Below are 24,180 nucleotides of genomic sequence, written 5' to 3'. Positions count from 1 at the left end.
GTGCGCCAAAAGACGGGCGTGAGGAAGAAATCATGACCGACACGCCTCCTGTCTTTCTGGATGTCGACGGATCGAGCATCGCGGTGCGCCATACGACAGGTGCCGCGCCCGGCATCGTCTGGCTCGGCGGCTACAAGTCCGACATGCTGGGCACGAAGGCGCAGACGCTGTCGGACTGGACGGCAAGAGAAGGCCGCGCCTTCCTGCGCCACGACTATTCCGGTCATGGCGAATCCGGTGGCGCCTTTGCGGACGGCACCATTTCGAAATGGCTTTCGCAGAGCCTCGCCGTGTTCCGGCATTTCACCCAGGGCAAGCAGATCCTGGTCGGCTCCTCGATGGGCGCCTGGATTGCGCTGCGCATGGTGCAGGAATTGCGCAAGGCGGGCGACAGCAATGTCGCGGGTCTGGTGCTGCTGGCGCCGGCGCCCGATTTTACCGCTGAGCTGGTCGAGCCGGCGCTGACCAAGGCGCAGAAACGCGCGCTCGCCGAAAAAGGCTTCTTCGAGGAGCCGTCGGACTATTCCGCCGAGCCTTACATCTACACAAGCGCGCTGATCGAGGATGGACGCAACAACCTGGTGATGACAGGCCCGATCGACACGCATTGCCCGGTGCACATATTGCAGGGGCTGGCCGATGCGGACGTGCCGGCAAGCCACGCGCTGAAGCTGGTCAGCCGGCTGCCGTCCGACGACGTGACCCTGTCGCTGATCCCCGAGGGCGACCACCGCCTGTCGCGTCCCCAGGATCTCGACATGTTGGTGCGGGCAGTCGACGCCATGGCGCAGAGGGGAAACTGATGCGCCTTTCCATTCCGATATCCGCTTTTGTCGCGGCAATCGTCGGCTTCGGCGGCACGCTGGCCATCGTCATCGCCGCCGCCAAGGCGGTCGGCGCGACACAGATCGAGACCGCGAGCTGGGTGACGGCGATCTGCCTGGCGATGGCAATCGAATGCCTGTGGCTGTCCTGGCGCACGAAGATGCCGGTCATCACCGCCTGGTCGACACCGGGCCTGGCGCTGATCGCCGCGTCGAGCAGCTTCTCGATGGGCGAAGCGGTCGGCGCCTTCATCGTCACCGGCATCCTCTTGATCGCCACCGGCCTGTTCGGACCGCTGACACGGCTGATCGCCAGGATCCCGCCGTCGGTGGCATCGGGCATGCTGGCCGGCATCCTCGTCAGCTTCGCCATCAACGCGATTAAGGCCATCCCCGCCGATCCCTGGCTGATCCTGCCGCTGATCGCGGCCTTCTTCGTCATTCGCCTGTTCAATCCGGCGGTGTCGGTGCTGGTGGTGCTGATCGGCGGCGGCCTCGCCGCTTTCTTGACCGGCCGCGTCGGCGGCTTGCCGACACCGGAACTGTCGACGCTGACGCTGATCGCGCCGCACTTCAGCGTCGCCGCGACCATCGGCCTGGCGCTGCCGCTGTACCTCGTCACCATGGCTTCCCAAAACCTGTCCGGCCTCGCCGTGCTGCGCGCCGCCGGCTATCACCCGGAGCCCGGCCCGCTGATCGGCGTCACCGGCCTGTTTTCGCTGCTGTCGGCGCCGTTTGGCGGCTCGACCACCAATCTGGCTGCGATCTCGGCGGCGATCTGCACCGGGCCGGACGTCCACCCCGACCCCGCCGAACGCTGGAAGACCGGCCCGTTCTATGCGCTCGCCTATCTTGTCTTCGCCATCTTCGGTGCGTCGCTGGTGGCGATCTTCGCCGTCCTGCCGCAGAGCCTGATCGTGCTGGTGGCGGGTCTCGCGTTGATGGCGCCGCTTGCCAACGCCCTGTCGATCGCGCTCAAGGACGAAGGTCACCGTATGGCCGCCACCGTCACCTTTGCCGTCACCGCTTCGGGTTTGACGCTGTTCGGCGTCGGTGCGGCATTCTGGGGCCTGGTCGCCGGGATGATCGTGCTTTTCCTCGAAGAACTCAAAATGCGGCAGTCGTTTCAGCCGCTTGTCCGGATTTGGCGGACATTGTCCTAAATCGCCGCCTTTCCCCTTCCCATCCACCGCAACATGCTGCGGCGGGCGGGATGGTCGTCAGAGGTCACCTGCCACGCCCTGCGGGCATTCAGCCATTGCGAAACGTATAAGCATAGCCGTTGATGGCTGGAGCGCCGCCAAGGTGGGCGTAGAGCACCTTCGACCCTTCTGGGAAATAGCCCTTCCTAACGAGGTCGATCATGCCCTGCATGGATTTTCCCTCGTAGACAGGATCGGTGATCATGCCTTCAAGGCGCGCGCAGAGACGGATCGCTTCCTTCGTCTCCTGCGAGGGCACGCCGTAGACCGGGTAGGCATAATCCTCGATGAGGATCACATCGTCTTCACCGAGTTCCTTGCCGAGTTCGACCAGCGTCGCCGTGGTCCGCACGATGTCCAGCACTTGCGCTTTGGTCTGCGCCGGGGTGCAGGATGCGTCGATGCCGATTACCTTGCGCTCGCGACCGTCCTTGGCGAAGCCGACCACCATGCCGGCATGGGTCGAGCCGGTGACGGTACAGACGACGATGTAGTCGAAGGCAAGGCCGAGTTCCTTCTCCTGCGCGCGCACCTCTTCGGCGAAGCCGACATAGCCTAGGCCGCCATATTTATGCACCGACGCCCCGGCCGGAATCGGATAAGGTTTGCCACCCTTGGCTTTCACATCGGCGATCGCCTGTTCCCAGCTTTCCCTGATTCCGATGTCGAAACCCTCATCGACCATCTGGACATCGGCGCCCATGATCCGGCTCAAAAGGATGTTGCCGACGCGATCATAGACGGCGTCCTCGTGGGGCACCCAGCTTTCCTGCACGAGGCGGCATTTCATGCCGATTTTCGCCGCCACGGCTGCCACCATGCGCGTATGGTTGGATTGTACGCCACCGATCGAAACCAGCGTGTCGGTGTTTGAGGCGATCGCGTCCGGGATGATGTATTCGAGCTTGCGCAGCTTGTTGCCGCCGAAGGCGAGGCCGGAATTGCAATCTTCCCGCTTGGCGTAGAGATCGACCTTGCCGCCGAGATGAGCGCTGAGCCGATCCAGTTTCTCGATATGGGTCGGTCCAAATGTGAGCGGATAACGTTCGAACTTCTCCAACATGAGAGATCCTCCTCTGATTGTGATTTTGATGCTGGAAACACTACCAGTTTTGGCTTGAAAGGTGCTCTCAAAGATCGAGTGGAAAATGCCAGAAATCGAACTTTCTGACGCTAAAATGCTATATTACTTCGATGACTCGCCTCAATAACGGAAGAATCTTCCATGAAGGCATCACTCGACCGGATCGACCTCAAAATGTTGCGCCTGCTCCAGGACAATGGGCGGCTGACCAATGCGGAGCTGGCGCAGTCGGTTGCTGTCAGCCCGGCGACGTGCCACCGCCGCACGCAACGCTTGTTCGATGAAGGCTACATCAGCCATGTCAGGGCAGTGGTGACACCGCAGAAGGTCGACAGAGGCGCGCTGGTGATGGTTGGCGTCGTCCTCGACCGCTCGACCCCGGAAAGTTTCGCGGAATTCGAGAAGGCAGTCGCGAAACTGAAGTTCATTCTTGATTGCCATCTGGTGGCAGGCGACTTCGACTATTTTCTGAAGATCAGGGTCGGCGACATGGCGGACTTCAACCGGATCCACGGGGATCAGTTGATCGCATTGCCCGGCGTTCGCCAGACGAGGACGTTCTTCGTCATGAAGGAGGTCGTCGACAACGCGCCACTGGATTTTTGAAAGGAATAGGTTCCCCGCCGATGCATCAAACCATAGCACCGCCGGCGGCATTGCCACTGTTCCTCATGGCTGGTCGTGCTTTTCTTCGATACGCTCGAAAAGCGATAATCATTTCATGAGCTTGTCCGGTTTTGGCCGATATTGTCTTGAATCGTCGTTTTCTCCTTCCCATTTCGATTCCACGCAGCCGGATCTTGGCTGTCTCCAACCGAAGGAATGGGAGAAAATGAACACATCTGCATTGATCCGCCCGGCCTGGACGCCGGCAACCATCGCGTTGATGGTGATCGGTTTCATGGTGTTCTGGCCACTCGGCTTCGCCATGCTTGCCTACATCATCTGGGGCGACCGCCTCGATGGTTTCAAGCGTGACGTCAACCGCGCCACCGACGGCATCTTCGCCGGCTGCCGCCGCGGTTCCGACAAGGCGGCGCGCTGGGGCCACGGCTCCGCCCGCACCGGCAACGTCGCTTTCGACGACTGGCGCGAAAAGGAACTGGAGCGCCTCGCCGAGGAACGCCGCAAGCTCGACGAGATGCTGACCGAGTTCGACGACTACGCCCGCGAATTGCGCCGTGCCAAGGACCAGGACGAGTTCGACCGCTTCATGGCCAACCGCAACAAGTCGACGGCTCCGACGAAGACCGACCCGAGCACCGGGACGACCACCACGAAGCGTGGCAAGGGCTCGAACCTGCTTGACGACTGAGGCCCGGCGACAGGCCAAGGTATGATGACGGCGTCGCGCGAGCGGCGCCGTTTCTTTTTTGTTCTATTCGTTTTTCTCGAATCGCGTATCGTCCCGCCATGACCCTCGGATTCTTCCGCAATCTGACAAAGCCCAAGGCCACGCCCGTCGTGGAGCGCGAATATTGCGTCGCCGGCCGTACCTTGCCGCTCAAGATCGTCGAGAACGACCGCGCAAGGAGGCTGACGCTGCGCATCGATTCGGGCGGTAAGGGCCTGCGCATCACCGTGCCGCCGGGCCTGCGCCGCGGCGAGGTGGAGAAGTTCCTCGACCGTCACCAGGACTGGCTGGAGCAGCGGCTGGCCAAGGTACCGGCCCGGCCGCAGGTGCGGCCGGGCATCAAGATCCCCGTACGCGGCGTGCCGCACCGCATCGTCCATGAGCCTTCGAAGCGCGGCACGGTGACCATATCGAGCGACGAGCGCGGTCCGCTGCTGATCGTGCATGGCGACCGCGTGCACCTGCCGCGCCGCATCGCCGATTTCCTCAAGCGCGAGGCCAAGCGCGAGATCGAGAAGCTGGTGGGCAAACACACGCTGGCGCTGGGCAAGCGCGCCAAGGCGATCCGCTTCAAGGACACGTCGAGCCGCTGGGGCTCCTGCACCTCCGACGGCAATCTGTCGTTTTCCTGGCGCATCATGATGGCGCCTTCGCCTGTCATAAACTACCTCGTCGCGCATGAAGTGGCGCATCTCAAGGAGATGAACCACGGTCCGAAATTCTGGAAACTGTGCGAACAGCTTTGCCCGGACACCGAGCGCTGCAAGGCCTGGCTGAAGCGCAATGGGGGCGCGCTGCAAGCAATTGCGTTCGAGTAGGGCATGGCCGTTAAGATCGACTATCGGGTGGCTGACGCGGGCTGGGCCGACTGCGATGTAGCTATCGACGGCAGCGCGGCCAGCGTTGAAGCATCCTATTTGGGCGATGCCTTGCTCGAGTTGATCGAGGCTACACGCGCTATCGTCGACGGTGCGAACTATTCAGTTGCTCACTTCTACGACGAGCCGGGAGAATGCCGCTTTGTCCTTGAGCCACAAGGCGACACGATCAGGGTTCGCATACTGGAGTTTGGGGAAACCTGGTCAGAAGAGCCGGATGAAGCAGGCATTGTAAGACTTGAGGCGGTATGTCCATTGCAGGAGTTCGCTGAGGCGGTTTTGGCAGCAGCGAGTCAGGTTCTCAATACCCATGGGCTGGAAGGGTACAAGGAAAAATGGGTTCGCCACGACTTTCCATCAGAAGCTGTGTATGGGTTGCGCCGCGCACTGCAAGGAGAGACCCTTCACTGACATCTGACCTCGGCATTGCGCTCAATCGTCATTCGCCGCGTTGAGCTCCTCCGGTCGCAGTCCCTCATCGCCATGATGCGGCCACGGCAGGAAGTTGCCGTCGAATTGATCCCCGCCGAAATAATCCAGCGCGCGATGGGCTTCGGCGCCGTTGAAGGCGGCCTTGTCCATCAGATGGGCGATGACCTCGCGCGCCTGCGCGATCTTCTGCCTGAGTTCGGCAACGGTTCTGTCAGCCATGGTCTTGCTCCCGCCTTGTGTCCCTGTCCTTCAATAGGTAGCGCCTTTGGCCTTGCCGGCAAACAGCATGCTTTTTCTCGACTCTTGGCGCTTTTCATGCCAATCCCCGCGCCATGGCGCTCGACATCAAGATTTGCGGCTTGAAGACCGACGTGGCAATGGCCGCGGCGCTGGCCGGCGGCGCCAGCCACGTCGGGTTTATCTTCTTCGCCAAAAGCCCGCGCTATGTCGAGCCGGCCGAGGCTGGCCGCTTGCGCGAGGCGGCGCGCGGCAAGGCAAAAGCGGTGGCCGTCACCGTGGATGCCAGCGACGCCTTCCTGGATGAGATCGTGCCAGCGATGCAGCCCGACATGCTGCAGCTGCACGGCTCGGAAACGCCGGAGCGCGTGGCCGAGGTAAAAGCCCGCTACGGCTTGCCGGTGATGAAGGCGCTGTCGGTCAGCGAGGCCACCGACCTCGAACGGACAAAGCCGTTTATCGGCATTGCGGACCACTTCCTGTTCGACGCCAAGCCCCCAAAGGGCTCCGAGCTGCCCGGCGGCAATGGCGTGGCCTACGACTGGCGCATCCTCACCGGCCTTGACGCCGGCGTCGATTACATGCTTTCCGGTGGGCTCAACGCCGCCAATATCGGCGATGCCCTTCGGCTTGCCAACCCGCCCGGAATAGACATTTCCTCAGGCGTGGAAAGCGCGCGGGGCGTCAAGGATCCGGCGCTGATCGAACAGTTTTTCCGGGCCGTCAGGGCAGCGCGCGACAACCGCGCCGCCTGACCGGCTCAAACCAGAGCATGTCCCGGAAAAGTGGGAACCGGTTTTCCGGCAAGGACATGCCCCCACATCGAGACCAGGAGATCGGCGATGGACAAGCCGGCGACACCCAATTCCTTCCGTACCGGACCCGACGAACAGGGCATGTTCGGCATTTTTGGCGGTCGTTTCGTCGCCGAAACGCTGATGCCGCTGATCCTCGACCTTGAGCGGCACTGGAACGAGGTCAAGAACGATCCGGATTTCAAGGCTGAACTCACCGACCTTTCGACCCACTATGCCGGGCGGCCGTCGAAGCTCTATTTCGCGGAAGGGCTGACCAGGCATCTCGGTGGTGCAAAAGTCTACTTCAAGCGCGAGGATCTGAACCACACCGGCTCGCACAAGATCAACAACTGCCTCGGCCAGATCCTGCTGGCCAAGCGCATGGGCAAGAAGCGCATCATCGCCGAGACGGGCGCCGGCCAGCATGGCGTGGCGTCTGCCACCGTCGCGGCCCGCTTCGGCTTTCCCTGCGTCGTCTATATGGGCGCGACAGACGTCGCCCGCCAAAGCCCGAACGTCTTCCGCATGAAGCTGCTCGGCGCCGAAGTGCGGCCGGTGACCGCCGGCCACGGCACGCTGAAGGACGCCATGAACGAGGCGTTGCGCGACTGGGTGACCAATGTCGAGGACACTTATTACCTGATCGGCACCGCCGCTGGACCGCATCCTTATCCGGAACTGGTGCGCGACTTCCAGTCGGTGATCGGCACCGAAGCGCGCGCCCAGATCCTCGAGCAGGAAGGCCGGCTGCCGGACACCATCATCGCCTGTGTCGGCGGCGGCTCGAACGCCATCGGCCTGTTCCATCCCTTCCTCGACGACAAGGACGTTCGCATCATCGGCATCGAGGCCGGCGGCCGTGGTCTCGACGGCATCGAGCACTGCGCCTCGATGAGCGCCGGCGCGCCTGGCGTGCTGCACGGCAACCGCACCTATCTCCTGCAGAATTCCGACGGCCAGATCATGGACGGCCATTCGATCTCTGCCGGTCTCGATTATCCCGGCGTCGGGCCGGAGCATTCCTGGCTGCGCGATTCCGGCCGCGTCGAATATGTGCCGATCCTCGACGACGAGGCGCTGGAGGCCTTCAAGCTGACGACGCGCGTCGAAGGCATCATCCCGGCGCTGGAATCGGCGCACGCCATTGCGCACGCGGTGAAGATCGTGCCGGCCATGGACAAGGACCAGATCGTCATCGTCAACCTGTCCGGCCGTGGCGACAAGGACGTGCACACGGTTGCCAGCATGCTGGGCATGGAGATCTGATCATGACCACCCGCATCGACCGCCGCATGGCCAAGCTGAAGACCGAGGGCCGCCCGGCACTCGTCACCTATTTCATGGGTGGCGACCCCGACTATGAGACGTCGCTGTCGATCATGAAGGCACTGCCTGGAGCAGGCGCCGACGTCATCGAGCTCGGCATGCCGTTCTCCGATCCGATGGCCGACGGCCCGGCGATCCAGGCAGCGGGCCTGAGGGCGCTGAAAGGGGGCCAGACGCTGGTCAAGACGCTGAAGATGGCCTCGGAATTCCGTGCCGGAGACAATGAAACGCCGATCGTGCTGATGGGCTATTACAATCCGATCTACATCTATGGCGTCGACCGCTTCCTCAAGGACGCGATCGCCAGCGGCATCGATGGGCTGATCGTCGTCGACCTGCCGCCGGAAATGGACGAGGAATTGTGCATTCCGGCGCTCAAGGCCGGCATCAACTTCATCCGGCTGGCAACGCCGACCACCGATGATAAGCGCCTGCCCAAGGTGCTGCAGAACACGTCGGGTTTTGTCTACTATGTGTCAATGACCGGCATCACCGGTTCGGCGCTGGCCGACACCGGCAAGGTGGCGGCGGCGGTGCAACGCATCAAGGGTCACACCGATCTGCCGGTCTGCGTCGGCTTCGGCGTCAAGACCGCCGAGCAGGCCCGCGTGATCGGTGCCAATGCCGATGGCGTCGTCGTCGGCACCGCGATCGTCAACGCGGTGGCCAATGTGCTGGGACCGAAGGGCCAAAAGACCGCCGACCCGGCCGAAGCCGTCGCCACGCTGGTCAGCGGCCTAGCGCAAGGCGTGCGCTCGGCCCGCCTTGCTGCTGCCGAATAGTTTTCCTACCTCTGGTTTTGTGCATGCCGTTATCCCAAAACCGGGACTCTTCGTCAGGACAGGAGCCGAAGCGATGAACTGGATCACCAATTACGTTCGCCCGAAGATCAATTCGATGCTCGGCCGGCGCACCGACATGCCCGAGAATCTCTGGATCAAGGATCCGGAGACCGGCGAGATGGTGTTCCACAAGGATCTGGAATCCAACCAGTTCGTCATTCCGTCCTCCGGCCACCATATGAAGATCTCGGCCAAGGAGCGGCTGAAGTTCTTCTTCGACAACGGCAAGTACGAGACCCTGGACAACCCCAAGGTCATGCAGGATCCGCTGAAGTTCCGCGACGAGAAGCGCTATGTCGACCGGCTGAAGGACGCAAAGGCCAAGACCGGCTTGGAAGACGCCATCATCAACGCGCTGGGGACCGTCGAAGGCCTGCCGGTGGTAGTGACCGTGCAGGACTTCGCCTTCATGGGCGGCTCGCTCGGCATGGCCGCGGGTGACGCCATCGTGCACGGTTTCGAAGTCGCCTTGCAGCGCAAGCGGCCGCTGATCCTGTTCGCCGCCTCTGGCGGCGCCCGCATGCAGGAAGGCATCCTGTCGCTGATGCAGTTGCCGCGCACCACGGTTGGTGTCGACCGGCTGAAGGAAGCCGGCCTGCCCTATATCGTCGTCTTGACCAATCCGACCACCGGCGGCGTCACCGCCTCCTACGCCATGCTGGGCGACGTGCACATCGCCGAGCCCGGCGCGCTTATCGGCTTTGCCGGGCCGCGTGTCATCGAACAGACCATCCGGGAAAAGCTGCCCGACGGGTTCCAGCGCTCCGAATACCTGATGGAACACGGCATGGTCGACATGGTGGTGTCGCGCCTGGAGATGCGCCAGACCATCGCACGGCTGCTGAAGATGCTGCTCAAGCTGCCGGAGGAGCAAAAGCCGCTTGAGCCGGAAATCCTGCCGCCGGCGACAATTCCGGCCGAGGCGCGGCCACAAGCCTGACGCGACACTCTTCGCCGCGAACCGCGATTGCGCCGTGTCCGTGGCGCGCTGTAGCTTTTTGATTGCCATGGCCATTGTGAAACCGATTCTGGTTCCTGGGCCATGGGCCAGGATTGTGCCATGAAAACGCTTGCCGCCGACCGCGAAATCGAAGCCCTGATGGCGCTTCACCCGAAAGGCTTCGACCTTTCGCTCGACCGCATTTCACGGTTGCTGGAGCGGCTCGATGACCCGCAGGACCGGCTGCCACCGGTCATCCATATCGCCGGCACCAACGGCAAAGGCTCGTGCGCCGCGTTTTCACGCGCACTGCTCGAGGCGGCGGACTATCGTGTCCATGTCCACACCTCGCCGCATCTGGTGAACTGGCACGAGCGTTACCGGCTGGCCGCCGATGGCGGCGGCAGGCTGGTCGACGACAGGGTGTTCGCCGATGCCATCGCCCGTGTCGCCAGGGCCAATGAAGGCGAGCATATCACTGTCTTCGAGATCCTCACCGCCGTCACCTTCCTGCTGTTTTCCGAACACCAGGCCGATGCCGCCATCATCGAGGTCGGGCTCGGCGGCCGTTTCGATGCCACCAATGTCATCAAGGAGCCGGCCGTGTCGGTGATCATGCCGGTGTCGCTCGACCACGAGGCCTATCTCGGCGACCGTGTCGAACTGATCGCCGCTGAAAAGGCCGGCATCATCAAGCGCGGCTGCCCGGTGGTCATCGGCGCACAGGAAAGCGAGACGGCACTGCAGGTGCTGATCGAGACCGCCGAGCGGCTTGAATGTCCGACCTTCGTCTACGGCCAGGATTTCCTCGCCTTCGAGGAGAATGGCCGCATGGTCTACCAGGACGAAGACGGCTTGATGGACCTGCCGCCGCCACGGCTGCCCGGGCGTCACCAGTTCGCCAATGCGGCGGCGGCGATCGCGGCGGTCAAAGCGGCCGGCTTCGAGATCAGCCATCGCGCCGCCGAGAAGGCCATGACCAGCGTCGCCTGGCCCGGCCGAATGCAGAAGCTGGCGCAGGGCCGGCTGGCCGAACTGGCGCCGAAGGGCGCCGACATCTGGCTCGACGGCGGCCACAATCCGGGCGCCGGCGTGGTGGTTGCGGAAGCGCTCGCCGAGCAGGAAGAAAAGAACCCGCGTCCGCTCTTCCTCATCTCGGGCATGATCAACACCAAGGACCAGAGCGGCTATTTCCGCGCCTTCAAGGGCCTCGCCCGGCATGTCTACACGGTGCCGGTGAGCCTCAGCGACGCCGGCGTGCCGAACGACGAACTGGCGATCCGCGCGACGGAAGCCGGGCTGACGGCCGAACCGGTGAGTTCCGTTGCCAGCGCGCTGATGTTGCTGCGCGACACATGGGACGGCCCGGCGCCGCGCATCCTGATCGGCGGTTCGCTCTATCTGGCCGGTGCGGTGCTCGCCGAAAACGGCACGCCCCCGACCTGAGTTCGGCTTTCGGCGATCACCGCAAGGAGCAGTCATGATCAAGGTCAAGCAGCTCGCTCACGTCTGCATCTTCGCCAATGATCTGGAGGCGACGCGAAGCTTCTATCGCGATGTCCTCGGCATGGACACCCAGTTCAATTTCCTGCGCGACGGCAAGATTTTCGGGTTCTACCTCGATTGCAGCGGTCGCAGCCACGTCGAGGTGTTCCAAAAGGACGGGGCCAGCTATGGCGACCTGAACCAGATCAACCACTTCTGCCTCGAAGTGGAAAGCATCGATGCAGCGATCGCCCATATCAGGTCGAAGGGCGTCGACGTCACGGCAAAGAAACTCGCCTGCGACGACACCTACCAGGCCTGGATTCGCGACCCCAACGGCGTGAAGATAGAACTGTTCGAGTATACCGAAAAAAGTGCGCAATTCGCCGGAGGCGATCGTATCGCCGACTGGTGATGGCGCCTGCCGCCCGATGGCCTTCGCGGTTACTTCAACTCGATCTCGATGAAGGCGTATTCGCCCTCATTGGCGTTGATGACGTCGTGTTCGACGCCCTCCTTGCGAAAATAGGGCGCGCCCTTCTTCATCTCGGCGAAGGATTCGCCGTCCTTGGTCAACAGCTTCACCTTGCCGTCCATCAGCGGCACGACGACATAATCGTGGCCGTGGCGGTGCCAGCCGGTGTTGTCGCCGGGCGCAAAGCGATACTCGGTGACGATGACACGCTCATTGTCGATGAAGACGGTGGCCTTGGCGGATCCGGTCATGGGCGTTCTCCTTGCTTCTCGTGACAACAGAAGACATGGAGTGCGCAGGCGTGAGGGCCAGAACCACCCACCGATGACGCCAACAAAAAGCCCGGCGCGAGGCCGGGCTTGATGTCAGGAATTTGGGACGGATCAGGCGAGGCTGCCATTAATCCAGTGCGACAGCGCGGTCTTGGGTGCGGCGCCAACCTTCATGTCGGCCACTTCGCCGCCCTTGAAGATCATCAGCGTTGGGATCGAGCGCACGCCGAACTGCGCGGCGAGCTCGGGATTCTCGTCGATGTTCAGCTTGGCGATCTTCACCTTGGCGCCGAGTTCAGTGGCGATGTCTTCGAGCGCCGGAGCGATCATCTTGCACGGACCGCACCATTCCGCCCAGAAATCGACGACGACCGGTACGTTGGCGTTAAGCACATCGGCCTGGAAATTGCTCTTGTCGACCTTGACGGTGGTCATGCGGAAAATCCTTTCGAAAGTTTTGTCGCACCAAATGTGGTGGTGATCGCGCCCTTCTTCAAGCAGGTGTTGTGTCACGCTCCTGTGAGTCGAGCAAGGGCGTCATCCATGGCACCGGCCGGCAGTTCGATCAGCCGCGGCGCTTCGGTGAACAGCAAGGCCGCCTTGACCGCGCGTCCGGGATAAAGCGGCTGCAGCAGGGCTCGATAGAGGGCGAGCTGCAGGACATAGGCCGTCGGGACTTCGGCCAGGGAGGCGGGTGCCGGCCGGTTGGTCTTGTAGTCGACGATCGAGACCGCGTCCGGCGTCACCGCCAGCCGGTCGATCTTGCCGGAAATCGAACGCTTTTTGCCCTTGACCTCCAGGCTGCCCATGATCGCGACCTCGGCGCGCGACGATGGCGCAAACAGCGGACCGAGGCCGGGATCGGCAAGGATGGTGGTGACCGACGCCAGGGCCTTTTCGCGCTCGCCGGCAGGCCATTGCCCTCCGGTGCGGGCGAGGTAGCGTTGCGCCGCGCCCTCGCGTTCGGCCTCGGCAATGCCCGGCAACATCTGCAGTAATTTGTGCAAAGCGAGCCCGCGCAGCACGGCAAAGCCTGGCTCGGCATCGGCATCGAGCACCGGCGAAGCCTTGGCGACCACCGCTTCCTTGCCTTCGTCGATGAGCGCCGAGGCGCCGGATGGCGACAGCGGACGCGGCAAATCCTCGAAAGGCGGCAAGGGCCGGAACAGGGTCGTCGGCAGTGGCCCGAAACTGTGCGCTTGCCGCGCCTGCTCGCTGGAAACCGGTGCGACGGGCGGCAGGTTGGTGACGTGAAAACGATGCACCGGATCGCCGCCGGCGGGGTGCGGGCGCTCCACGCTCTCAGGCGCGCCGATCAACGCTCGGCTGACGATCGAATGCCAGGTGCCGGTGTTCGGCGCCCGCTTGCCGTGATAGCCGCAGACGATCAGCCGGTCCTCGGCGCGGGTCATGCCGACATAGAGCAGCCGGCGGTATTCGTCGTCGGCGAGTTCCCGTGCCCGCACCGCCGCAGCCTTGGAAAACCCATTGGCGACGTCGCTGGCCGAGCGCCAGAGATAGCCCTTGCCGTCCCAGCCCGAGCCTTCGAAAGGCATCAGGCGCGGCAGATGCTGGTCGCTGAACGGCGCCGAACCGCCATCGACCAGGAACACGACCGGCGCCTCTAGGCCCTTGGCCGCGTGCACGGTCATGACGCGGACCTCGTCGCGGGTCTGATCCATCTCGCGCTTGATCTCGGGGCCGGTATTCTCCAGCGTCGACAGGAAGGCTTCCAGCCCCGGCAGGCCGGTTCGCTCCTCGGCAAGGCAGAAGCTCAGGAACTCGTCGAGAATGTCGCCGGCCTCAGGACCGAGCCGCGCGATCATCCTCTTGCGCACGCCATCGCGTGCCAACAGGCCGGCGTAAAACTCGAACACCGGCTTGAAGGCGGCGTCGTTCGTCCAGATGTCGAGCTGGGTGACGACCGCCGCCAAAGCCTCGCTCTCGCCGGCATGGGCGCGCAGCGATGCAAACAGCGACAGGCCGGTCGGCCTCTCCGCCGCAAGCGCAAAAAGCCCCTCCTCCGGCAGATCGAAGATCGGGCTGCGCAGAACGGCGGCGAGCGACAGATCGTCCTGCGGCTGGATGAGGAGATGGCCGAGCGCGATCAGGTCCTTGACCGCAATGTGTCCGGGCAGGCTCAGCCGGTCGGCGCCGGCGACCGGAATGTCGCGGCGTTTGAGCGCCCGGGTCAGAGCGTGGACGAAGCGATCGCGCTTGCGCACCAGCACCAGCACGTCGCCCGGCCGCAGCCGCTTGCCACGGCCTTCGACGATCTCGCCGGCGCCGATCCAGCCGGCAATGGTCGCCGCGACATGCTCGGCAACGCGCACCGCCGGTGCATGGGCATGGTCGATGGCTTGCGTCCAGTCGTCGGGCTCGTCGACGACGTCGGCACCGACGGACGGCCAGACCTCGACATAGCCCGGCGCATCGGTGCGGATCGCCTGGTGGCGCAGCGGATCAGGATCATGGCTGATGCCGCGCCGCACGACAGGATCGGCAAAGACGCGATCGACCGCGGTCAGAACATCGTCGGTCGAGCGGAACGACCAGGTCAGCTTGAGGTCGGCGAAGGACGCCTCGGCATCACGCACCCGTCCCGCAAACAACAGCCGGCTGTCGGCGAAGGAGTCCGGCGCGGCGCCCTGAAAGGAATAGATCGACTGCTTTTCGTCACCGACGGCAAAGACCGTGCGATGGACCCTGTCGCGGGCGCCGAAGCCGGCAAAGAACTCTTCCGCCAGCCGCTTCACCACTTCCCATTGATCCGGGCTGGTGTCCTGCGCCTCGTCGAGCAGGATGTGGTCGATGCCCTGGTCGAGCTTGTACTGCACCCAGGGGCCGGCGTCGGGCCGCGCCAGCAGATTGACCGTGCGGGTGATCAGGTCGTTGAAGTCGAGAAAGCCGCGGCTGCGCTTCAACACCTCGTAGCGGGCGATCAGCCAGTCGGCGATGGTCAACGCGGCGCGCGTGCCTTCCAGCATCCGGAACAGTGCCAGCCTGTCGACCGTTTCGACGATGGCATTGGCCGTCGAGAGATACCGTTCCGCCAGATCCGGCAGCCGATCGACCAGAGCCTTCTTGAAGGCATTGGCCGGATCGTAAGCGCTGCCATCGGTCTTGAGAAAGGCCCTCGCAAGCAGTTGCAGACGGCGAACCGGGTCGCTCTCGGCAAAAGCCTGACGCGCATAGGGCAAGATGTTGTTCAGCACCGTCCTGGCATCGGTGGCATCCGCGGCCTGGGCGAAGCCGGCAAAATAGTCGGGCAGGAAACCCGGTAACGGCCAGACCGATGCCGCTATGCCTTCGGCGGTCTGGCCGGGGCGGAAATGGAATTCATCGAATAGCGCCTGGAAACGCGTGCCATCGCGCCCAATCATGTCGATGAAATTGCGCAAGCCGTCGCGCTTACGCACGATCTCGCCCAGCAAGGCATCGAGCCCGGCTTCACCGCCACGATCGAGAATGGTGGCAAACGCCTCGGCCAGGTCCATGTCGCCGGCGGCCGTTCCGGAAATCATGTCGCGGCGCGCGGTGGCGAACAGCGACGCCTCCATCACCGGATCGAGCATTTCGAAATGCGCCGGGATGTTGGCCTCCAGCGGGAACTGGTGAAGCACCGATTCGCAGAAAGCGTGGATGGTCTGGATCTTCAGCCCGCCGGGCGTTTCCAGCGCCTCGGCAAACAGGCGCCGTGCCCGGCGCATGGTCTCAAGATCGGGCCGGCGGCCTTCCAGCGTTTCGACCCTTGCCGCAAGCTCCGCGTCGCCGAGTGCCGTCCACTCTGACAGTGTCGAAAACACCCGGTTCGACATGTTGGCGGCGGCGGCGCGCGTATAGGTCAGGCACAGGATCTTCGACGGATCGGTGCCGCGCAGCAGCAGCCGGATGACGCGCTGGGCCAGCACATGGGTCTTGCCGGAGCCGGCATTGGCCGACACCCAGGCGGAATTCTGGGGGTCGGCGGCGCGGGCCTGGCTGGTCGCGGTGTCGGTGGGGATGGGATAGGCCTTCTTCATGCCTCCCCTCCCTCGTCGCCGGCATCGCCGCCGGCCGACCATTCGAGCACGCGGGCAAGATGGTCGTAATCGCCATCGGTCTCGCCTTCGCGAAACGGCAGCGCACGCGACAGATATCCGGTCGCCGGGTCGGCATAGTGGACCAACAGCTTTTCCAGCCGCGCCCAGGCCTCTTCGGCGAGATCGGTGGCGGTGCGTGGCTGGCGGTTGTGTTCGAGGATCGATTCCTCGAACACCTCGCCATTCGGCTTCAGGCGCACGAAGGCCAGTTGCGAGGGTTCGCGGGCGCCCAGATCCTTGAAGGCGCCCCGCCTGAGCAGCGCTCCCTCCAGCGCCAGTTGCGGTGCGAGCAGCGTGTGCGCCTGTGCCTTGGACGGCGACGAACCTGTTTTGTAGTCCAAGATATCGGCCATCCCACCGGCCAGCAGGTCGACGCGGTCGGCATAGCCGGACAGCGTCACGCCGGACTGCCCGACGACGGTCTTTCCGGCGCGCTCCTCGGCATGCCGCCGCATCACCGCGTCGGCGCGCGTGCGCTCCCACTCGATGATGTTGGCGGCGAGTTTCTCAAAACGCGGCCACCACACCGCCTCAACATCGGCCGGAAGTGCGGCTTCGGCAAAGCAGGCGCGGCCAGCAGCGATGAGGCCGGCGAGCGCGTCGGCTGCGCGCGGATCGGCAACGCGCGCCGAGAACAGATGCAGGATGGCGTGGAACAGCGTGCCGCGCTCGGCCGCACCGGGGTCGCGGATGACCGGATCGAGCGGCATCAGGCCGAGAATTTTTCGTGCATAGACGGCGTAGGGATCACGGCGCAGGGTCTCGATCTCGGTGACCGAGAAATGGTTCGGGCGAACCGACAAAGGCGGCTTCGGCTGTGGCCGCGGTGCGAAATCCTGCCTTGGGCCGGTGTCGAGCGCGCGTGCCCAGGCGAGCAATTCTTCGCCGCGCCGACGCAGTTCAACCGCCTGGTCGTTGCCTATGAATGTGAGCAGGCGCTGCAGCCACCGCGACGGCACGGCAGGCGCGTCGCCGGCACGCGCCGAGCGGGCCAGCACCACCTTCTTCGCGCCCAAGGCCATCTGGAAATCATGCGCGGCAAGGCCGATGCGCCGTTCGGGTGGTTCGAGATCGATGCCGGTCTTCATCAGCCGCGACATGAAGCGGTCGCTCTCGGGCTTGCGCGGCCACACGCCCTCGTTGAGCCCGCCGATGACCAGCGTGTCTACATCCTGCAAGCGCGCTTCCAGCGCGCCCCAGATGGCGATGTTCCTGTCGGTTCCCTGTGCCGGCTTGACCATTTCAGGCGCGATCAGCGCCGCCATCACGTCGGGCCACTCGTCCGCAGCGAATGAGAGCGGCGCGGAAGCCGCGACCAGCCCACGCAGCAATTCGGCAAGCTTCTCGCCGGCGTCACCCGCATAGAGCAAGCCAAGGCCGCCATCGGCGGTGCGGCCGAGACTTTCGAGCGCCACGATGCTTGCTCCGACCAGCGCGCCAAGGTCGGCGTCCGCCTGGCCGCGAAACGCCGCGAGCGGCGCCAGCGCCTGTGTGAGACGTTCGAGCAAATTCTTCGCGGCTTCGATGGAGCGCAGGGTGAGACGGGAAAACCAGAAGGGCTGCCGGCTGCCGCTGGCAAGGCCGGTGAGACGGGTTTCGAACAGTTCCGGAAGCGAAACGATGTCGGGGCGGCCGGTGCCGCCGCGCAGCGCCACCAGTTCGACCAGCTCCGCCGCGTGGCGCACATCGGCCCGTTCGAGGCCAAGCCCAAGCAGCGGATGTTTGAGCAGCGACAGCAGGCCGACCGGATCGCCTGGCCGGTACACCGCCTCGAGCGCCAGGCCGAGCAGGCTGGCCGCCGGGGTGTTGGCGAGCGGCGTGCCACCGGAATCGTCGGCGACGACGCCGAACCGCAGGAGTTCCACCGAGACGCGCCGCGCCAGCGCGCGGTCACCGGTCACGAGAGCCGCCCGTTGGCCCGGCTCTTCGACCGCGCGCTTGAGCGCAACAGCGATCGCGACGGCTTCATCGCGTTCGCTGGCGGCTTCGAGCAGCGTCACACCGGCAAAGGCCCCGGCAATGTCGGAGGCTGAAAAGCCCTCGCGCGTCTCGGCCCACAATTCGGTGGTTTCGGCCGGCCGCAGCGCTTCGCCGACCAGGGCGGCGCGGAGCGCAAGCCGTGGCTCGGCTGTGCCGATCTCCTCGACATCGCCGCGCAGCACACCGATCTTGCCGATCAGCCTTGCGAGACCGTATTGCGGGTGCCCGAGCACGGCCGGACGCGCGCCGGGCGCCGCGATTGCCTGGAACGACGCTTCGTCCAGCGTCCGGTCGAGACCGGGCAACACGATGGCGCCACCGGGCAAGCGGGCAATCGCGGCAAGCAGTTCGGCGGTGGCCGGTATCGAGCCGGTCGAGCCCGCAGCGATGACCGGCCCGGCTGGCGGATTGCGCTGCAGCCGTGCGGCTTCAGCGCGGATCAGCGCGCTGCGATGTGCGGCCGGGTTGGAGCGATCGCGTTCTTCAAGGAATTTCGGCCACGCATCGGTGACGATGCCGAGAAATTCAAGCGTCACCTGCCACCATCCGGCAAGGTTACCGGTCACCAGGCCGGTGAGCTTGGCCCAATCCGTGCCTTCCGTCTCGATTTCATCCATCAGCCGGGCGAGATCGCGCGACAGCCAGATCGCGTCGGCGGTAGAGGCAGGGATGACGATCTCCTCGGCGAAGAGCGCCGCGACATGCGCCGGCAGCCGGCGTTTCCAGGCGCGGACCAGCGGCGCCAGCAGCAACAGGCGTTCGCTTGCCGAAATCGGCGGCGCGAGGTCGATGGCGGCGGACGCCTCGGTTTCGAATGCAGCCTCATCCTCATCGAACTCGCCGAGCGGACGGATGACCGGCAGGATCGCCGACCCGCCGCCGCCGCGTGCCGCCAGGCTGTCGACGAAAACACCCCGCAAGGCGCGCGCCGCGCGCCGCGTCGGCACATAGATGGTGACGTCGGCCAAAACGAGCGGGTCGCCGTCAAACCGGAACCCCGGAACAAGGCGCCCGGCTAGCAGCGCCTCGGCAAGCGTCGGCAGGAACGGCGCTCCGGAGGGAATTGAGAAAACGCGGCTTGAGCCGCTCATTTCAACTCGGCTAGCGCGCCAGCCACGGCCGCCTCGGCGAGCGGAATGGCATCGGGCGTGCCGACGGTGATCCAATGACCCTGCATCGGCATGCCGAACAGCCGGCCGGCAGCAATGGCGGTGTCGAAATAGGCGTTGAGCGAGTGCGGCCCGGACTGGGCATCCTCGAACAGGCGCGGATGGACGATCGCCGCTCCGGCATAGATCAGTCCGGCCGGATCACCTTTTGATCGCCGCAAGCCACCATCCGGCGCCACCAGGAAATCGGTGCTGCCGCAGTGTCCGGTCGCCTGATGGAGATCCGCCAGCATCAGCAGAATATCCATTTTCGCAGCGTCCCATGCAAGGGCAAGACGGCCGAGATTGAGAGAACCCTGGTCGATCCAGAAGGTATCGGCGTTGAGGATGTAGAAGGGTTTTCCGCCCAGCTCCGGCAACGCCTTGACGATGCCGCCGGCGGAATCGAGCAGCTTTTCGCTCTCATCGGAGATGATGATTTTTGGCGTGCGGCGCGCCGCGACATGGGCAACGATCTGTTCGGGGAGATAATGGACGTTGACGACGGCCTTGCCGACACCGGCGGCGGCCAGGCTGTCGAGCCCCCAGTCGATCAAGGTCTTGCCGGCGATCTTGACCAGCGGCTTGGGAATGGTGTCGGTGATCGGCCGCATGCGCTTGCCAAGCCCGGCGGCGAGCACGATGGCTGTGTCCGGATTTGCTGTCACAGTGCCCGCTCCTCCAGCAAACCGTTGGCGTTGTAGAACTCCCGCAGGCTGGCCAGCGCCGGATGAGACAGCGCCCGGCGCAGATAATCGCGGATGCGCGGCAGGTGCTTCAGATAATAGGGCTTGCCGTCGCGCTTTTCGAGGCGGACGAAGATGCCGAGGATCTTGGAGTTTCGCTGCGCCGCCATGATCGCGTAGGATTCCAGGAAGCCTTCTTCGTCGAAGGCGCCGGCTGCGTGGCGCGCCGCGACATAGGCGTCGAGCGTCTCTCTCTCGATCTCGGGCGACATCGTAACACGCGCGTCCATGGCGAGCGAGGCGACGTCATAGGCGCACGGACCGATCAGTGCGTCCTGGAAATCGACGATGCCCAGCCGATCATGCTTGGCTCGATCGCCGCGCCAGATGATGTTGGGCGAATGGAAATCACGCAGCATCAGCGTGGTTTCGCGGCCTTGCAGCCGGTCGAGGTGCGCGTTCCATTCCTTGTGGTAACCGGCACGCAAGGCATCGCTGGCCGGGCTGCCTGATATGGCCGGCACGTACCAGTCGACCAGCAAATCGGCTTCGATCATCATGGCATCGCGGTCGAAAGGCGGCACGTCATGGAAGCCGCCCTGCCCCGTTGCCAGGCGCTGCGGCCAACTCCTGCCATGCATCATGGCCAGCAGTTCCGCCGCCGCCGCATAACGCGCGGCCACCGGCTGGCCATCGCCGTTGAGAAATCCTTCCGAACCAAGATGTTCGAGCAGCAGGAACCCCTGATTCTGGTCCTCGGCATGGATTTCCGGAACGCTGACCCCACCCGCCTTCAAAGCTCGGTCGATGGCGACGAAGGCGGAGACCGACTGCGCGGTGTGAGCGATCTCGGCATAGGGCTTGCCGTCGCGGACCGGCGGCCCGAGAACCAGCCGCGGCGAGTTCATCAATACCTGCGGCTTTCGGCCGGCAAGCGAGACAATCTCGTAGGAGCGGGCCGAGGCATCGCCGATGAAATGGCGGCGCCTTGCGTCGCCCCATCCGGCAGTTTGGAGAAAGTCGCGCATGGCCAGCGATCGCGCCACGCGGTCGAAGGCGGCGCCCTCGCCCGACAGCCGGGCCAGCCGTCCCTCGCCATGCTGGACGAGTTCGATCAGAACCGAGGTTTTCGGCAGGTAGCCTTCGGCTCGTTCGGGCCATTCAACCAGGGCAGCGCCTTGCGCCAGGGCTTCGTCGAAACCAAGTTCGTCAATCTCAGCCGCCGAGGACAGGCGGTAGAGATCGAAATGATGGACCGGGATGCGGGTGTCGTAGCTCTGCACCAGCGTGAAGGTTGGGCTTGGAACATCGAGACCGGCATCGTCGGCCAAAGCCCTGATCAACGCTCGCGCCAGGGTGGACTTGCCGGCGCCGAGGTCGCCCTTGAGCGCCAGGACGTCTCCTGGTCGCAAAGACAACGCCAGATCCTCGCCCAGCAATGCTGTCTGTGTCTCGTCGGCGAGTAAACGCTCCAGCACCAATCCCGTCATCGAGCGCGCTACTCGGCCGCGGCGCGGATGCCCGGCATGTCGGGAAAAGTGCAGATGACGGTCGTGCCCTTGTCCTTGCCGGTTTCGATGCGAACGCTGCCGCCATGCAGCTCGACAAAGCTCTTGACGATCGACAGGCCGAGACCGGCACCGCGCCGGCGGCCGCCATTGGCACGCGGCTCAAAACGGCGGAACACCGAATCGAGCAAATCCGGCGGCATGCCGGGGCCGTCGTCATGAACCGAGAATTCCACCCCGTCCGCCAGATGGCGGCAGGTTAGCCGGATGGTGCTGGCTTCCGGCGCATAGTTGGCGGCGTTGCTGAGCAGATTGTAGAGGATCTGGCGGACGCGGATCTCGTCGCCGTGGAACGTCTTCGGCGCAGCAGTGGCGTCAACCTCGAGCCTGATCGAATGCTCTTCCAGCCGGTCGGCCACCAGTTCGGCGGCGGCCGCGATGGTGCGATCGACATGCACCTCTGAAATGTCGAGCTGCATGATGCCGGCGTCGACCGTCGCCAGGTCGAGGATGTCGTTGACGATGGTGAGCAGGACCGAGGAGGACGATCCGACATGCTCGACATATTCGCGCTGCTTCTGCGTCAGCGGGCCGGTCGCCGGCAGCGACAGAAGTTCGGTGAAGCCGATGATGTTGGTCAGCGGCGAGCGCAATTCATAGGAGACGTGCTGGACGAATTCGTTCTTGAGCTGATCGGATTTCTGCAGCGCCTCGTTCTTGTCCTTGAGCGCCCGCTCGACGTTGACGCTGTCGGTGACGTCGACGAAGGTCATCATCACTTGCCCGTTGGGCAGCGGGATCATGGCATAGCTCAGCACATTGCCATTGTTGAGTTCGGTCTGGCCGTGACGGTCGCGGCGCTCGTCGTCGAACCCGGTGATGGCGGCAACGAAACCCGGCCAGGGACTGTCCGCCGCCGCCTGCCGGTCGCAAAGGTCGCGGATCGTGGACACGTGCACATTGGGCTTGGCCGCATCGCCGCTCAGGCCCCAGAGCTTGGCAAAGGCAGGGTTCGACAGACGAAGCCTGCCATCGGGGCCGAACACCGCCACGCCTTCGGCAAGATTGTCGAGCGTCTCGCCCTGCACCCGCACCGCTGTCTGGTAGCGGCTTTCGAGGTCCATCTTCTCGGTCAGGTTCTCGAACACCCAGGTCACGCCGCCCTTGGGCTGCGGGTTGGCGACGACGCGGATGGTCTTGCCATCCGGCAGATGCCACCAATGTTCCTGCGATTCGACGGCGCGGTAAGCGCCGAGCAGGCCTTCCTTCCAGCGGCGCCATTCCGGCTGTTCGGCGATCTTGCCCGAGCTGCGCAGCCGGTCGAGCAGCAGAGCATTGTCGGGAGCGCTGTGCAGGAAGCCGCTGTCGAGGCCCCACAGCTTCTGGAAAGCCTGGTTGAAGAACCGCAATTTCTCGTCGGTGTCAAAAATAGCGACAGCCGTGTTGAGCTGGTCGAGCGTGTCGGCGTGGCTCCTGACGGTCCGTTCGTACTCGCTGCGAACGGTCTCGATGGCACTGGTGTCGCAGGCAAGGCCGGCCGAGCCATCCGCGCCGGCGAAATCGGTGACCGCAAACACACGGCGATCGCCTTCGATCACGGTGGAAAGCGACTGTTCGAAGACCGGATGCGTCTTGTGCTGGGCGGCAATCGCATCGCGTGCCTGGCCGCCGAGGAACTCCTTTGCCTCGCGAACCGCGGCTTCGGCATTGTCGGCTTCAACCGCATCGGCATAGGCCCGGTTGACCCACTTCAGCCGCCCATCCTCGCTGCGAAGCCATGCCGGCATGTTCAACGCGTCGAGCAGGCCGATCATCGTGTCATGGTCGGCCGCCAGCCGCTGGTTCTCGATCTTCAGCCTGGCCTGGCTGCGCTGCGTCTCCGAGAGCGAGACGAAACGAACCAGCACGTGGGCTGCGCTTTTGCGGCCATGCACTTCGAGCGGTGCGCCGGCCTGCGATTCGATGACGAGGTCGAAGTGTTTCGCCTTCTCGCGCAATCCCGCGACGGCATGTTCGAGCGCCGCCGCCGAACGCGGCATCAGCCACCGGCCGAAAGCAAGGAAAGCGGCTCGGTCCTCGGGGGCACCGCTTTCCACGGGCAATGTGCCGATGAGTTCGGGCTTCTTGTTTTCCGCGGCCCAGACGACCAGGCGCTGGTCGCGCAGATTGAGCAGCGCCTCCGAGCGCCGCAGGGCCGCGTTGATGTCGGCGAGGCGGCTCCTGAGTTCGACATTGTCCGCCGAGGTGCGGGCTCTTTCGCGGATGAGAACGATGGCCGACAGAAGTGCCGCGCCGGTCACGCCGACAAACACCGCAAGCTGCATGACCTCGATCGCGCTGATCGACATCCCGGCCGTGGTCACGCCGGCGGCTTCGGCATGCGCAACCACATTGGCCAAGGGGCAGGCAAAAGCGGACGTGGCGAGGAACAGTGCCGCGCGAGCACGCCATGACAGGCTTCCGCCTTGCAAGGCGGAGCCAGTAACCCCCGAATCGTCTTGGCCGCCGGAAACGGCCCGTCCCGCTCTGTGCGGGTGTTGCCCCGGCATGTCTTGGTCCTCTCCGCCGCCTGAATGCAAGACCGCCCTGATGCGCGCCTCTCTTGATCCCCTCTCGGGCCGGAAGCGT

At 64.3% G+C, this 24,180-nt stretch carries 21 protein-coding genes; 12 read left to right on the top strand and 9 right to left on the bottom strand.

Annotated features, from left to right (window positions below; genetic code table 11):
- The first annotated feature begins 32 nt into the window (after positions 1 to 32).
- On the top strand, positions 33 to 803 hold the full coding sequence (locus AC1DYW_RS03305) for an alpha/beta hydrolase (protein WP_477225104.1): 771 nt from the start codon (positions 33 to 35) through the stop codon (positions 801 to 803).
- The gene (locus tag AC1DYW_RS03300) at positions 803 to 1,987 is read left to right on the top strand and encodes a benzoate/H(+) symporter BenE family transporter (protein WP_477225103.1); all 1,185 of its coding nucleotides are present in this window, start codon (positions 803 to 805) and stop codon (positions 1,985 to 1,987) included. The genes AC1DYW_RS03305 and AC1DYW_RS03300 overlap by 1 nt, the downstream gene beginning before the upstream one ends.
- A gap of 88 nt (positions 1,988 to 2,075) precedes the next feature.
- Here AC1DYW_RS03300 and AC1DYW_RS03295 read toward each other — a convergent pair whose 3' ends face one another.
- Positions 2,076 to 3,089 (bottom strand): 1-aminocyclopropane-1-carboxylate deaminase, encoded by a 1,014-nt coding sequence (locus AC1DYW_RS03295; RefSeq protein ID WP_477225102.1) that lies wholly within the window; start codon positions 3,087 to 3,089, stop codon positions 2,076 to 2,078.
- A gap of 162 nt (positions 3,090 to 3,251) precedes the next feature.
- Here AC1DYW_RS03295 and AC1DYW_RS03290 point away from each other — a divergent pair, with 162 nt between their 5' ends.
- The 4 genes from AC1DYW_RS03290 (at position 3,252) to AC1DYW_RS03275 (ending at position 5,753) form a co-directional block, all read left to right on the top strand.
- Positions 3,252 to 3,716, top strand: coding sequence for an Lrp/AsnC family transcriptional regulator (locus AC1DYW_RS03290; protein WP_095083161.1), 465 nt, complete (start codon positions 3,252 to 3,254; stop codon positions 3,714 to 3,716).
- Positions 3,717 to 3,942: 226 nt separating this feature from the next.
- Positions 3,943 to 4,425 (top strand): DUF2852 domain-containing protein, encoded by a 483-nt coding sequence (locus AC1DYW_RS03285; RefSeq protein ID WP_095083163.1) that lies wholly within the window; start codon positions 3,943 to 3,945, stop codon positions 4,423 to 4,425.
- Positions 4,426 to 4,523: 98 nt separating this feature from the next.
- The gene (locus tag AC1DYW_RS03280) at positions 4,524 to 5,282 is read left to right on the top strand and encodes a M48 family metallopeptidase (RefSeq protein WP_095083165.1); all 759 of its coding nucleotides are present in this window, start codon (positions 4,524 to 4,526) and stop codon (positions 5,280 to 5,282) included.
- Positions 5,283 to 5,285: 3 nt separating this feature from the next.
- Positions 5,286 to 5,753, top strand: coding sequence for a hypothetical protein (locus tag AC1DYW_RS03275; RefSeq protein WP_477225101.1), 468 nt, complete (start codon positions 5,286 to 5,288; stop codon positions 5,751 to 5,753).
- A 21-nt stretch (positions 5,754 to 5,774) separates the two neighbouring features.
- Here AC1DYW_RS03275 and AC1DYW_RS03270 read toward each other — a convergent pair whose 3' ends face one another.
- Positions 5,775 to 5,993: a hypothetical protein gene (locus AC1DYW_RS03270; protein WP_477225100.1), complete on the bottom strand. Its 219-nt coding sequence runs from the start codon at positions 5,991 to 5,993 to the stop codon at positions 5,775 to 5,777.
- 113 nt (positions 5,994 to 6,106) lie between these two features.
- Between AC1DYW_RS03270 and AC1DYW_RS03265 the strand changes: the two genes are divergently transcribed.
- From AC1DYW_RS03265 to AC1DYW_RS03240, 6 genes are all read left to right on the top strand, one after another.
- Positions 6,107 to 6,766: a phosphoribosylanthranilate isomerase gene (locus AC1DYW_RS03265; RefSeq protein WP_477225099.1), complete on the top strand. Its 660-nt coding sequence runs from the start codon at positions 6,107 to 6,109 to the stop codon at positions 6,764 to 6,766.
- A gap of 87 nt (positions 6,767 to 6,853) precedes the next feature.
- Positions 6,854 to 8,074 (top strand): tryptophan synthase subunit beta, encoded by a 1,221-nt coding sequence (trpB, locus tag AC1DYW_RS03260; RefSeq protein ID WP_095083173.1) that lies wholly within the window; start codon positions 6,854 to 6,856, stop codon positions 8,072 to 8,074.
- A 2-nt stretch (positions 8,075 to 8,076) separates the two neighbouring features.
- Complete coding sequence (trpA, locus tag AC1DYW_RS03255) at positions 8,077 to 8,916, top strand: tryptophan synthase subunit alpha (RefSeq protein ID WP_477225098.1); 840 nt, start codon at positions 8,077 to 8,079, stop codon at positions 8,914 to 8,916.
- 73 nt (positions 8,917 to 8,989) lie between these two features.
- Positions 8,990 to 9,916: an acetyl-CoA carboxylase, carboxyltransferase subunit beta gene (accD, locus tag AC1DYW_RS03250; RefSeq protein WP_095083177.1), complete on the top strand. Its 927-nt coding sequence runs from the start codon at positions 8,990 to 8,992 to the stop codon at positions 9,914 to 9,916.
- A 120-nt stretch (positions 9,917 to 10,036) separates the two neighbouring features.
- Positions 10,037 to 11,362 carry a bifunctional folylpolyglutamate synthase/dihydrofolate synthase gene (locus AC1DYW_RS03245; RefSeq protein ID WP_477225097.1) on the top strand — a complete coding sequence of 442 codons (1,326 nt, stop codon included), beginning with the start codon at positions 10,037 to 10,039 and terminating at the stop codon, positions 11,360 to 11,362.
- A 34-nt stretch (positions 11,363 to 11,396) separates the two neighbouring features.
- Positions 11,397 to 11,816 carry a VOC family protein gene (locus AC1DYW_RS03240; RefSeq protein ID WP_477225096.1) on the top strand — a complete coding sequence of 140 codons (420 nt, stop codon included), beginning with the start codon at positions 11,397 to 11,399 and terminating at the stop codon, positions 11,814 to 11,816.
- Between the two features lie 29 nt (positions 11,817 to 11,845).
- On the opposite strand, the gene AC1DYW_RS03235 is transcribed toward AC1DYW_RS03240, so the two are convergent.
- The 7 genes from AC1DYW_RS03235 to AC1DYW_RS03205 all read right to left on the bottom strand — a co-directional run bounded on the left by AC1DYW_RS03235 (position 11,846) and on the right by AC1DYW_RS03205 (position 24,101).
- Complete coding sequence (locus AC1DYW_RS03235; protein ID WP_095083181.1) at positions 11,846 to 12,127, bottom strand: cupin domain-containing protein; 282 nt, start codon at positions 12,125 to 12,127, stop codon at positions 11,846 to 11,848.
- A gap of 132 nt (positions 12,128 to 12,259) precedes the next feature.
- Positions 12,260 to 12,583 (bottom strand): thioredoxin, encoded by a 324-nt coding sequence (gene trxA / locus AC1DYW_RS03230; protein ID WP_013891648.1) that lies wholly within the window; start codon positions 12,581 to 12,583, stop codon positions 12,260 to 12,262.
- A gap of 74 nt (positions 12,584 to 12,657) precedes the next feature.
- On the bottom strand, positions 12,658 to 16,170 hold the full coding sequence (gene addA, locus AC1DYW_RS03225; RefSeq protein WP_477225095.1) for a double-strand break repair helicase AddA: 3,513 nt from the start codon (positions 16,168 to 16,170) through the stop codon (positions 12,658 to 12,660).
- Complete coding sequence (gene addB / locus AC1DYW_RS03220) at positions 16,167 to 19,301, bottom strand: double-strand break repair protein AddB (RefSeq protein WP_477225094.1); 3,135 nt, start codon at positions 19,299 to 19,301, stop codon at positions 16,167 to 16,169. Before addB ends, addA begins: the two co-directional genes overlap by 4 nt.
- Positions 19,298 to 20,026 carry a nucleotidyltransferase family protein gene (locus AC1DYW_RS03215; RefSeq protein ID WP_477225093.1) on the bottom strand — a complete coding sequence of 243 codons (729 nt, stop codon included), beginning with the start codon at positions 20,024 to 20,026 and terminating at the stop codon, positions 19,298 to 19,300. Before AC1DYW_RS03215 ends, addB begins: the two co-directional genes overlap by 4 nt.
- Positions 20,023 to 21,534 (bottom strand): tRNA (adenosine(37)-N6)-threonylcarbamoyltransferase complex ATPase subunit type 1 TsaE, encoded by a 1,512-nt coding sequence (tsaE, locus tag AC1DYW_RS03210; RefSeq protein ID WP_477225092.1) that lies wholly within the window; start codon positions 21,532 to 21,534, stop codon positions 20,023 to 20,025. The genes AC1DYW_RS03215 and tsaE overlap by 4 nt, the downstream gene beginning before the upstream one ends.
- Positions 21,535 to 21,542: 8 nt before the next feature.
- Entirely contained in the window at positions 21,543 to 24,101 is a 2,559-nt protein-coding gene (locus AC1DYW_RS03205; protein ID WP_477225091.1) for a sensor histidine kinase, read from the bottom strand.
- Positions 24,102 to 24,180 lie beyond the last annotated feature (79 nt).

It is taken from the genome of Mesorhizobium sp. P2_D5, from assembly GCF_056404355.1.
Note: the sequence above shows the minus strand (reverse complement) of the source record. Positions and strands in the feature narration are given on the sequence as shown.

Excerpts from the sequence above, each read along its gene's own strand:
- AC1DYW_RS03305 (WP_477225104.1), top strand. The coding sequence starts at position 33 with ATGACCGACACGCCTCCTGTCTTTCTGGATGTCGACGGATCGAGCATC.
- AC1DYW_RS03300 (WP_477225103.1), top strand. The coding sequence starts at position 803 with ATGCGCCTTTCCATTCCGATATCCGCTTTTGTCGCGGCAATCGTCGGC.
- AC1DYW_RS03295 (WP_477225102.1), bottom strand. The coding sequence starts at position 3,089 with ATGTTGGAGAAGTTCGAACGTTATCCGCTCACATTTGGACCGACCCAT.
- AC1DYW_RS03290 (WP_095083161.1), top strand. The coding sequence starts at position 3,252 with ATGAAGGCATCACTCGACCGGATCGACCTCAAAATGTTGCGCCTGCTC.
- AC1DYW_RS03285 (WP_095083163.1), top strand. The coding sequence starts at position 3,943 with ATGAACACATCTGCATTGATCCGCCCGGCCTGGACGCCGGCAACCATC.
- AC1DYW_RS03280 (WP_095083165.1), top strand. The coding sequence starts at position 4,524 with ATGACCCTCGGATTCTTCCGCAATCTGACAAAGCCCAAGGCCACGCCC.
- AC1DYW_RS03275 (WP_477225101.1), top strand. The coding sequence starts at position 5,286 with ATGGCCGTTAAGATCGACTATCGGGTGGCTGACGCGGGCTGGGCCGAC.
- AC1DYW_RS03270 (WP_477225100.1), bottom strand. The coding sequence starts at position 5,993 with ATGGCTGACAGAACCGTTGCCGAACTCAGGCAGAAGATCGCGCAGGCG.
- AC1DYW_RS03265 (WP_477225099.1), top strand. The coding sequence starts at position 6,107 with ATGGCGCTCGACATCAAGATTTGCGGCTTGAAGACCGACGTGGCAATG.
- trpB (WP_095083173.1), top strand. The coding sequence starts at position 6,854 with ATGGACAAGCCGGCGACACCCAATTCCTTCCGTACCGGACCCGACGAA.
- trpA (WP_477225098.1), top strand. The coding sequence starts at position 8,077 with ATGACCACCCGCATCGACCGCCGCATGGCCAAGCTGAAGACCGAGGGC.
- accD (WP_095083177.1), top strand. The coding sequence starts at position 8,990 with ATGAACTGGATCACCAATTACGTTCGCCCGAAGATCAATTCGATGCTC.
- AC1DYW_RS03245 (WP_477225097.1), top strand. The coding sequence starts at position 10,037 with ATGAAAACGCTTGCCGCCGACCGCGAAATCGAAGCCCTGATGGCGCTT.
- AC1DYW_RS03240 (WP_477225096.1), top strand. The coding sequence starts at position 11,397 with ATGATCAAGGTCAAGCAGCTCGCTCACGTCTGCATCTTCGCCAATGAT.
- AC1DYW_RS03235 (WP_095083181.1), bottom strand. The coding sequence starts at position 12,127 with ATGACCGGATCCGCCAAGGCCACCGTCTTCATCGACAATGAGCGTGTC.
- trxA (WP_013891648.1), bottom strand. The coding sequence starts at position 12,583 with ATGACCACCGTCAAGGTCGACAAGAGCAATTTCCAGGCCGATGTGCTT.
- addA (WP_477225095.1), bottom strand. The coding sequence starts at position 16,170 with ATGAAGAAGGCCTATCCCATCCCCACCGACACCGCGACCAGCCAGGCC.
- addB (WP_477225094.1), bottom strand. The coding sequence starts at position 19,301 with ATGAGCGGCTCAAGCCGCGTTTTCTCAATTCCCTCCGGAGCGCCGTTC.
- tsaE (WP_477225092.1), bottom strand. The coding sequence starts at position 21,534 with ATGACGGGATTGGTGCTGGAGCGTTTACTCGCCGACGAGACACAGACA.
- AC1DYW_RS03205 (WP_477225091.1), bottom strand. The coding sequence starts at position 24,101 with ATGCCGGGGCAACACCCGCACAGAGCGGGACGGGCCGTTTCCGGCGGC.